Genomic DNA, 9,246 nt, shown 5'->3' on the forward strand with positions numbered 1-9,246 from the left:
TCAATATGGCTACTGAGGTCTGCAATCAATGATCGTTGACGAACTGGTCGCTATCCTTGGCTATGAGGTCAAGGGGCAAGACAAGCTGCGCTCGTTTACGCAGTCGATCGATGATGCTGCCCGGCGGCTCGCCACCTTCGCGGTTGCGGCCGGAACGGTTGCTGCAGCGGCAGCGGCTGCGCTTGGCAAGTCGGTCATCTCCACCACGGCCAAGTTCGAGAGCTTCCAGGCCACGCTCGAAACCGTGGAAGGTAGCGCCGAAAAGGCTCGTGCATCGCTCGACTGGATCAGCGACTTCGCGAAAAAGACGCCGTATGAGGTGGAGGAACTGACCTCCGCCTTCGTCAAGCTCCGGGCCTACGGCATGGACCCGACGAACGGGCTCATGGAGGATCTTGGCAACGCTTCATCGGCAATGGGCAAGCGCCTGATCGATGCCGTCGAGATGATCGCGGATGCGTCCACCGGCGAGTTCGAGCGCTTGAAGGAGTTCGGTATCCGCGCCAGCCAGGCGGGCGACCAAGTGACGTTCTCGTGGACCGAGAACGGCAAGACCCTCACCAAGACGACAAAGAAGACCGGCGAGGAGATCACAAAGTTCATTCAGGAGCGCTTCGGCCAGCGCTTCTCCGGCGCCATGGTTCGCCAGTCGAAGACCTGGAACGGGATGATCTCGAACCTGTCCGACACATGGACGGATTTTCAGCGCCGGATCGGGGAGGCGGGGTTCTTCGATGCCGTCAAAGGGCAGCTCGGCCGCGCCATCAACTTCCTGAACCAGTTGGACCTTGATGGAACGCTCGACCGGTGGGCCAAGTCTTGGTCTGCGGCTTTCGTATGGATCACCGATGCCATCGCCCGGTTCGGCTGGAGGCTTGCTGCGCATTGGGGCACGATCGCCGAGCTGATCGAGGAGCATAAGGGCGTCTGGGAATCGCTCAAGTGGGCGCTTCTGGCGATCGGCATACGCCTTTTCCCTGTCGTGTCACTGTTCAGCGCGCTCGCCTTGGCCGTCGACGATTTCCTCACCTACCTCCGCGGCGGTGATTCCGTCATCGGCGACTTCGTGGACTCGCTCGCCAACTTCCTGGGTGCTGACCCCGATGCGGTCGCCTCTGCAATCACCGCTATTGGGACTGCGGCGCTCGGGCTTTCTGGTGCCGCCGCAATCTTGGGAACGTTCACCGGCGCTGTCTGGCCTCTGGCGGCTGCCCTCGGGGCGTTCTCGGCTGCATTCTACCTCGCCAAGAGCGGGTTCGACTATCTGGCCAGCCTGGACGCCAAGGGCGCTCAGGTGAAGGCCGTCGACAACCCGCGCTCGAAGCCGGGCTATGTCGAAGGAGGCCACGGCTACGATAAGGAAGGCAAGTTCATCTACATGGACGGAAATCGCCGGGTGGATAGGCCCGACGAGAACCCGACCGCAGGCTTCACCAAGGATGCGCTCGACTACAAGTTCATGCTGCAGAACCTTGAAGAGAACCGCGCCAAGATGGAGGGCGGCGCATCCGCTGCGGCGGTCACCAATACGATGGCTGACAACCGAGATCAGCGCGTCAACGTCGGCGGCGTGAACGTCGTAGTGAACGGCGTGGCAAACGCGTCTGCTGCTACCGGCAACGCTGTCGGGAATGCGATCGGCAACGCCACCGCCGGCGCAGCGCGGGCGTCTCGGTTCGAGAAGGACGATGCTTTCTGATGTCCTCCATCATCGCCTTTTCTACGAGCATCGGCCCGGTCCCGCTCGACTGCGTGATTTCCGAGAAGCCCAGTTCCGAACTGGACATCACCGAGATCGCCATCGAGACCGGAGCCAAGATAACCGACCATGCCGTCGTGATGCCGAAGAAGGTCGGGCTGGAGGTCGCAAGCGGGAATGCGGCCGCCACCTTCGCCGCTCTGGTGGCTTTTCAGGAATCGCGTGTGCCATTCACGCTCGTCACAGGGCTGAAGGTGTTCAGCAACATGCTCGTGAAGGGAATCTATCCCGAGCGGGATGCCGGTTTCTCGTCCGTCTTCCGGGGCAGGGTGGAGCTGCAAGAGGTGATCATTGTCGGGACGGCTTATGCGGCCGACCCGGAGGGCGACAACAGCGAGCGCGGTAACCCCGGCGGCAAGAAGAGCACCAGGTCAGCGCCGGCCACGTCTGAGCGGGCCAAGGGCGGCGCTACACCCGATCGGGCGTCACAGACCATCCAACGCGGCGATGCGGGCGTGGTGTCTGCCATGCCGGCCGATCAATCCTACCTTTCGAGCTTGGCGGGCAACTGATGGAAGTCTTTCGCGTCATCGATGCGGCCGACCAACAGTTTGGCACGATCATCAACAACCGCCGGGTGACGATCCGGCTGCGGTATAACCCGACGTCTGAGCGCTGGAGCTTCGATCTGGCCATTGACGATCTGCCTGTTCTGCAAGGCCGGCGCATCGTGACGGGCGTCGATCTGCTGGCGCCGTTCAATCTCGGCCTTGGAGTAATCTTCGCCGCGGCCGTCACGCCGGGCGCGGTCGCGGATCGGCAGGCGCTGCCCGCAGGAACGGTGAAGCTCTTCCATGCCTCTGATGCCGAACTGGCGGCGGCCTGATGCTTCAGTACCTGAGAAAGGTGAGGGCCTCGTTCAACGGCGGCCTGGTCATCAATCCCGGCCTGGTCTCAGTCCATGAGATCAAGATCGAGTTCTCCATCAGCAAGGGCATATCGTCCTCGCCAAACTCAGCGGAGATCAAGCTCTACAACCTCGCCGAGACCACGCGTAACGGGATGGGCAAGGAGTTCGACGCCATCACGCTCGAGGCTGGCTATATGCCGCCTGCGGGTATGGCGGGCCCTGGAGTTCTCAACTACCGACGAAACGAAAACGGCGTGTACGTATCGGATTTCGGCAGAGTGGCGACGGAGTATTCCGGCAATGTAGGCATCATCTTCAAGGGCGCGGTTCGCGACGTCGAGCACAAGCGCGAGGGGACGAACATCATCACCACGATCGCCTGCGGGGATGGTGATGCCGCTTTCCGCAGGGCGACGATCAGCAAGAGCTACCCGTCCGGCACGCCCGTCAAGGACGTGATTGACGATATCGCGAAGCAGATGGAGGCCAAGGGCCTCAGCCGCGGCGAGTTCAAGTATCCCGAGGCACTGGAGGGCAAGACGTTCAAGCGGCCATATGCCGTCTGCGGCTCCTGCGTGCGCGAACTCGACACGATCGGCCGGGGCAACGGCTTCTACTGGTCGAGCCAGAACGAAACCCTTGAACTGGTCCCAAGTGACGGCTTTGTCGGCACGGTGGCGCTCATTACGCCGGAGACGGGCATGATCGGCACACCGGCTATCACCGACAACGGCGTGCGCGTCTCGGCCCTCCTGAACCCGGAAATCCGCCCGAACAGGCGGGTGCAGATCAAGAGCCAGACGCTCGAAATGAACGCGGCCGATGGGATGTATAGGGTCTCGGAATGCACCTACTCCGGCGACAATTACACCGGTGAGTTCAAGGTCGACATTACCGGCGAAGCCATCAAGGGCGGCAAGGTAGACGAGGGGATCAAGCGCTGATGGTTGGCCTGCTCGGAAAGACGACGAACCTCTCGCGCGACATCACGGGGCAGCAGGCGCAGGCCGAACGGGACAGCATGTGGGGGCCGATCCCTGGCGAGGTTCTGTCGTTCGACGCTTCCAAGGGCACCGCGACCGTTCGTCCGCTCTACAAGCCGCTGCACAACGGCCAGAAGGTCGACATGCCAGATCTTTACGAGGTGCCGGTTGACCAGCCGCGCACCAACGGCATGGGCATGACGTTCCCGGTCGCCGCTGGCACGCGGGTGATGCTCGCGCCCCAGATGCGGGCGATGGATGACTATGAAGAAGGCGGAGACGGCGGCGCATATGACGCCAGATCCTATCACCTATCCACAATGCGGGCCTCGCTCGCGGGCGGCGACAGTCTCTCGGCCCCGCTTGAGAACGCGGACGCTGACAACTTCCACCTGAGGTTCAACACGTCGGGCACGTTCGGAATGAAGGGCTCGCCCGACGGCAAGTTCCAGCTCAACGGGGCCGAGGGGAACCTCTTCGACATCCTGGCGCAGGTGGTTGAACTGCTCGGCAATGAGACGACGACGGTGTCGGGCGGCTCATCGGCAGGCATCTGGCCGCTCACTCATCAAGGTCAATTCGCGGCGCTCGCCGCCAAGCTTCGGGCGATGGTCCTATGACAGCAGTTCGCATCGGCCTCGCGATCGACGAGGCAACAAACGACCTGTTCCTTCGCGTCGACGGCAGCCTTGCAGTCGTGACAGATGCGGAAGCGGTCGGCCAACACGGGCGCCAACGCCTCCAGACCTATTCCGGCGAGTGGTTCCTTGACACGACCTGCGGCGTCCCGTGGCTCGATCAGATTCTCGGCAAGGGATATGACCCCGCGCTCGCCGAAAGCGTCGTGAAGGCTGAACTGCTCGATACCGACGGCATCGAGGAGATCACATCGTTCTCCGTCGCCTTCGACCGGCCGACGCGGGGCCTGATCATCCGCGGCATCAATGTCCTGACCATGTTCGATGAAGAGGTGGCCCTATGACCGACTATGGCGTTTTGCCGACCGGTTTCTCGCGCAAGCCGCTCACTGTGACGCTTGCCGAAATTGAGGCTGCCTTGGTGACCGAGTTCGGTCCGGGCGTGATCCAGACCCCTCAGTCACCGCTCGGTCAGGTCAACGGCCTGATGGCCGAGATCATCACGAAGCTCTGGGAGCAAGCAGAAGACATCTACCAGTCCTATGACCCGGATCAGGCAGAGGGAACGCGGCTGGATACCCTCGGCAGCATTCGTCTGATCGGGCGAGGGACAGCCAACGACGAGGAATATCGCCGCGCGATCACGAATGCCGGCCAAGCCCGCATCGACCTGCAGGATATCACGCGAGCAATCGCGGCCCTTGACGGTGTGACGTACTCCCATGTGTGGGTGAATGACACGGGCGAGGTCGACGAGAACGGCATGCCTGCCGGCTCCATCTGCGTTGCCGTGACGGGCGGCGAAGGGGAGGATATTGCCCGGGCCATACGACAGTACATCGTGCCCGGCGTGACCATCTTCGGAACTGAGATTGTCGAGAGCGTGATCGACGGCTACTGCCGGTCCTTCCGCATCCTCCGCCCGATCGATGTTCCCGTGCAGCTGACGATCACCGTCCGCACGCGCCGCGATGCCCTGGGCTGCCCGCCGCCGGCCGCTTCGGCGATCAAGGCGGCATTTCTCTCTTCGATCTTCCTCCTGAATGGGGAGGATGTGTCCTACTATCGTGTCCGGTCTATCATCGAGAGCCTGTTTTCCAACGTCGAGGTGGTCGCCATCAACGGGCAGAGGGATGGCATTTCGCAGGGCGACAATCAGGATGTCGATATTGCGTTCATCGAGCGCGCTTCCCTTGCCGCTGATGATGTGGCGGTCGTGGTGGCTCCCTGATGGCGTGCGTCGATCCTGATGCGATGGTCGAGGACGGAATCAACAAGGTCCTCACGCAGTATCGCGAAAGCCCGAAGCTCCTCCACATGATCCGCACCTACATGCGGAAGGTGGCGGAGATCCATACGGCGATCTGCGATCTACCGAGCCATTTCGACCTCCAGTCGGCCGTTGGTGATCAACTGACACTGATCGGCAAGCGCATGGGTTTCCCTCGCTGCCACTGCGTGTGCGACATCCAGCCGGTCTACGGATTTGCCTGCGAAGGCGTGCCGACCGACCGACCGATCATAGGCCCTTGCGAGGTTGGCTCGTGGGAGGGTTGCGGTGAGGACGGCATTTCGGAGATCTGTATCGACGATGACGAGATGTACCGGAAGCTGCTCATCTCTCGATCGTTCCAGATGCAGTCGCGTTACAGCCTCGAAGACCTGACCGCCTCTTTACAAGTTCTCTATGGGGAGCAGGCGGCGGTTCTCGATGCCGGCAACGGACGTGTGGTCCTCGCTCCATTCCGTGAACTCAGCGAGGCCGAGACGGCCATTCTGCAAATCGTGCCTCGCGCGCTGCCGCTCGCGCCAGGCATCGTATCCCGCTGGCACTTCGGCACGTTCCTGGTCGCCGGCTTCGGCGAAGGCTGGGGCGGCCCCTGCGAGGATTGGGAAGCCGACGGCCTGCCTCTGGCGACCGAGGCGGGCGACATTCTCGTCACCGAGAGTGGCGAAGAACTTTGGACCGGCGCGCTTACGCGGGGCGCCGACATGATGTGCGAGATCGATCTCAAACCCTATTCCTGCTGATAAGGAACCCCGAAAATGGCTGATTTTGACCCCCCGTTCGCCTGGGATGGCGAGCGGCGCGTGCCTACTGCTGACGAAATCCAGAGCGGCATCGGCTGCGGACCGTTCAGCCTGCCCCTGTGGAACTGGCTGCTCTGGTCTCTCCAGTCCGAAATCGGCCACGTCATCACCTTCAATGGCCTGACGCCGGACAACGGCGATATGGAACAGTTGAGGAAGGCCATTCAGGCCCAGATCGACGCATCGACAGGCGGCGGCGACCCTTCGACCTACCTGACCCTGCTTCAGGCATCGTCGCGGCTTCCTATCTTCCCGGAGGTGCAGAACGCAAACGGTCACTTCGGGGTCATCACGCCGGCCACGGGCCAGGTGCGCGTGCCCGCCGGCGTCAACTTCCTGCACCGCGGCATCTCGCCGTACGCAACCGTACAGACGGACTTGGCCACAGACGCGAGCAAGACGTACCATCTCCGCTGGAACAAGACGGATGGGTTCTCGCTGAAGGATCTGTCGTCTGGAGCCTACAACCCGTCGACGCTAGCCGAGGCGAACGCCGCGTTCGACAGTTCCTTCGATGACATGCTCGTCGCCAGGGTCGTGACCAACTCCAGCAACGTCCCGACGATCACGAACCTCGTCAACAAGGACCGCATGGCTATGCAAGCGCTCATCACGGGCACGAACGGCCGTGACGTCGGGCAAAATGGCGCGCGCTTTGACTTTGATCAGGCGATCAACTGGGCACGCACTCCGAAGGATTTCAACTTCTCGCTCGCCACCATCGGCGCGAACAACATCAACACGTTCGTTCCTGATTTTTCTATCGGGGCTAAGACCACCGGAACCCCGGCACCCACTGCATTTGACGTCAATCGCTACCGTCTCTCGCAGACCGTAATGTACGATTACTCGAATGCACTTGTGATGCAGTTCGCCGCGAGGGCATAACCGATGGGAATCACGATCGAAGATCTGAGCCCTACGGCTCTGCCAGGGCGCGACCATGTCGTGCCTGCGATGAGGGAAGGCCTGACGGTCAAGCTGACCATTGCTCAGATCCTTTCACTTCTCACCAGCAACGACATTCCTGCGGCTGCGGTAACGATCGCCAAGCTCGTCGACGGGGTTCTATCGGCCAACGCGGCAGGACGCGCGAAAATGGCGGATGGCTTTCTCACGTCTGCAAAATTCGCCTCGACCACCTTGGCCGACCTGAAATGGCTCTCAAAGGGCATCGGCGAATTCTACGTCGCAGATGACAACGTGGCGGGCGTGGATATTCCCCCCACGAACAGCAGCCTCTATCGGTTCGTGGAGCTGACGTCTGGCTTGACTGGATCGGGCCAGTACAACGAAGGCTGCCTTGGCAGCGAGAGTGTATCGGGTTCCGCCCCGCTGGTCTTGGCGACGGCTTTGGTCAGCCTCGCGGGATCGCCCATGAACGGCCAAACGATCCGGCTCATCAACACCGAGCGGCGCATGCTTCGGGCCGGCTCGGCAGGCACCCTTCAGAACGACGCAATCCAGAACGTGACGGGCACCATTTCGGGCGGACAGGAGGCTCTAACCGGCACAGGTCCGTTCACCACAGGGGCCAATGGTGTAGCTAACCGTCCAAACAATGGAACCGCGAGCACAAATGCAGTGAACTTCGACCTGTCCTTGGTGGCTCGGACAGACACTGAAACCCGAATGAAGAACATCGGCGTGCGAATTTTCAGGAGGATCAAATGAGATACTGGGCATTTGAGGGCGGTGTCATGACCAGCCCTTCGGAGACGATCAAGATTACGGAAGCGCAGTACCAAGCAGCCGTCGCCGGCATGCTGGACGGCAAGGTGGTGACGATCGATGGCGGTTTTGCCATCATCGATCCGCCCGAGCCGGAGGCTGCACCCGAGATCGAGCCGGAGGCCTGACCATGAGCTTCGGCCCCGGTAAGCACATTCTGCGGTACGACCAGGCGGGAAGCACGGTAGACCTCGTCCCGACCAGCAGCGGTAACGTATGGCTCGATGTCAATTGCATGCGGAAGAACCTGAACTATACCGTTCGCTATCCGTCTTCCGCGCCGGCCGGCCGTATCGTCGTGATGGATGCCGGTCCGTTCGGCAAGTTTTCCGATACGGGCACGCGGGGCATCACGCTCAAGCACGGCCAGTCGATCACCTTCAAGCGCACCGGCCGCGAGACGTACGATGTTGTCAGCGTCGGAGGCGTATCGGGGCTGCAAGGTCGTTCTTCGTCGTTTAACACCGCGCCCGTCCGCATCCTCATCGTCGGCCAGTCTCTCGGGCAGGAGTGGGAACATTCGCCAGCCGTTCAGTCCTTCGTTGATCGTCTGGACGAGCTGCACACGCTCGCCGGCACGGTTCGGCCTGCAATCTCCTTCGTGCACAAGTGCACTGGCGGTAGCGCGGCGCTTAAGGAATATAGGCCCGATTCGACGCGCTACTGGTGGGATTACGACGGTAACGCATCCGGTCCGCTCAACTCTTCCGTATGCTCTGATCTGAACGGTATGGCTTCCTCAGAGAAGCCGACGCACGTTTTCTGGATCCAAGGCGAACAGGATAGCGGGCTTTACGCTGGCGCGACGGAGGATCAGGACGCCGCATTCCGGGAGCGGTATGCAAGGGCCGCTACTGCGGTCCTCAAGATCATCCGAGGAACTATCAAGAGCGCTGATCGGTATTCCATACCCGCCTATCTGCAAATTCTCGGCACACGCGCCAGTGGCGAGCGTCGCGGTATGCCGATCGTTCGCTTGGCGCAGTATGATGCCATCGCTGCGCCCGACATCAATCTCAATGTCGGGGCAGTGAACCCGCTCGATCTCCCGCTTGAGGATGATGTTCACCCGACAGATGGCGGATATGGCATTCTTGGCGGCCTATGGGCGGACGCGGTATTCGGAAGCCTTACCTGATCGACCAATTGGCGACAGAATCGGATTCCTCATCTTCGTCCATCTGCCGATACTCC

At 61.5% G+C, this 9,246-nt stretch carries 12 protein-coding genes; all 12 read left to right on the forward strand.

What is annotated here, in order from left to right:
* Positions 1–28 precede the first annotated feature (28 nt).
* The 12 genes from B5M41_RS12730 to B5M41_RS12785 are packed head-to-tail and all read left to right on the forward strand — an operon-like array spanning position 29 to position 9,190.
* On the forward strand, positions 29–1,699 hold the full coding sequence (locus B5M41_RS12730) for a tape measure protein (protein ID WP_134652616.1): 1,671 nt from the start codon (positions 29–31) through the stop codon (positions 1,697–1,699).
* Positions 1,699–2,271 (forward strand): phage baseplate protein, encoded by a 573-nt coding sequence (locus tag B5M41_RS12735; RefSeq protein ID WP_134652618.1) that lies wholly within the window; start codon positions 1,699–1,701, stop codon positions 2,269–2,271. Before B5M41_RS12730 ends, B5M41_RS12735 begins: the two co-directional genes overlap by 1 nt.
* Entirely contained in the window at positions 2,271–2,585 is a 315-nt protein-coding gene (locus B5M41_RS12740; protein ID WP_134652620.1) for a phage baseplate plug family protein, read from the forward strand. Before B5M41_RS12735 ends, B5M41_RS12740 begins: the two co-directional genes overlap by 1 nt.
* Positions 2,585–3,553: a baseplate hub protein gene (locus tag B5M41_RS12745; protein WP_134652622.1), complete on the forward strand. Its 969-nt coding sequence runs from the start codon at positions 2,585–2,587 to the stop codon at positions 3,551–3,553. The genes B5M41_RS12740 and B5M41_RS12745 overlap by 1 nt, the downstream gene beginning before the upstream one ends.
* Complete coding sequence (locus tag B5M41_RS12750; protein WP_134652624.1) at positions 3,553–4,212, forward strand: Gp138 family membrane-puncturing spike protein; 660 nt, start codon at positions 3,553–3,555, stop codon at positions 4,210–4,212. The genes B5M41_RS12745 and B5M41_RS12750 overlap by 1 nt, the downstream gene beginning before the upstream one ends.
* Positions 4,209–4,574, forward strand: coding sequence for a hypothetical protein (locus tag B5M41_RS12755; RefSeq protein WP_134652626.1), 366 nt, complete (start codon positions 4,209–4,211; stop codon positions 4,572–4,574). The genes B5M41_RS12750 and B5M41_RS12755 overlap by 4 nt, the downstream gene beginning before the upstream one ends.
* Entirely contained in the window at positions 4,571–5,461 is an 891-nt protein-coding gene (locus B5M41_RS12760; protein ID WP_134652628.1) for a hypothetical protein, read from the forward strand. Before B5M41_RS12755 ends, B5M41_RS12760 begins: the two co-directional genes overlap by 4 nt.
* Entirely contained in the window at positions 5,461–6,261 is an 801-nt protein-coding gene (locus B5M41_RS12765; protein ID WP_134652630.1) for a DUF2612 domain-containing protein, read from the forward strand. Before B5M41_RS12760 ends, B5M41_RS12765 begins: the two co-directional genes overlap by 1 nt.
* A 15-nt stretch (positions 6,262–6,276) precedes the next feature.
* Positions 6,277–7,209, forward strand: a complete 933-nt coding sequence (locus B5M41_RS12770; protein ID WP_134652632.1) for a hypothetical protein — start codon at positions 6,277–6,279, stop codon at positions 7,207–7,209.
* Between the two features lie 3 nt (positions 7,210–7,212).
* The gene (locus B5M41_RS12775; protein WP_134652634.1) at positions 7,213–7,995 is read left to right on the forward strand and encodes a hypothetical protein; all 783 of its coding nucleotides are present in this window, start codon (positions 7,213–7,215) and stop codon (positions 7,993–7,995) included.
* Positions 7,992–8,180 (forward strand): hypothetical protein, encoded by a 189-nt coding sequence (locus B5M41_RS12780; protein ID WP_134652636.1) that lies wholly within the window; start codon positions 7,992–7,994, stop codon positions 8,178–8,180. The genes B5M41_RS12775 and B5M41_RS12780 overlap by 4 nt, the downstream gene beginning before the upstream one ends.
* 2 nt (positions 8,181–8,182) lie before the next feature.
* A complete protein-coding gene (locus tag B5M41_RS12785) occupies positions 8,183–9,190 on the forward strand; it encodes a hypothetical protein (protein WP_134652638.1) in 1,008 nt (335 codons plus the stop codon).
* Positions 9,191–9,246 lie beyond the last annotated feature (56 nt).

The sequence above is a fragment of the Shinella sumterensis genome, assembly GCF_004514425.2.
GTDB classification, from domain to species: domain Bacteria; phylum Pseudomonadota; class Alphaproteobacteria; order Rhizobiales; family Rhizobiaceae; genus Shinella; species Shinella sumterensis.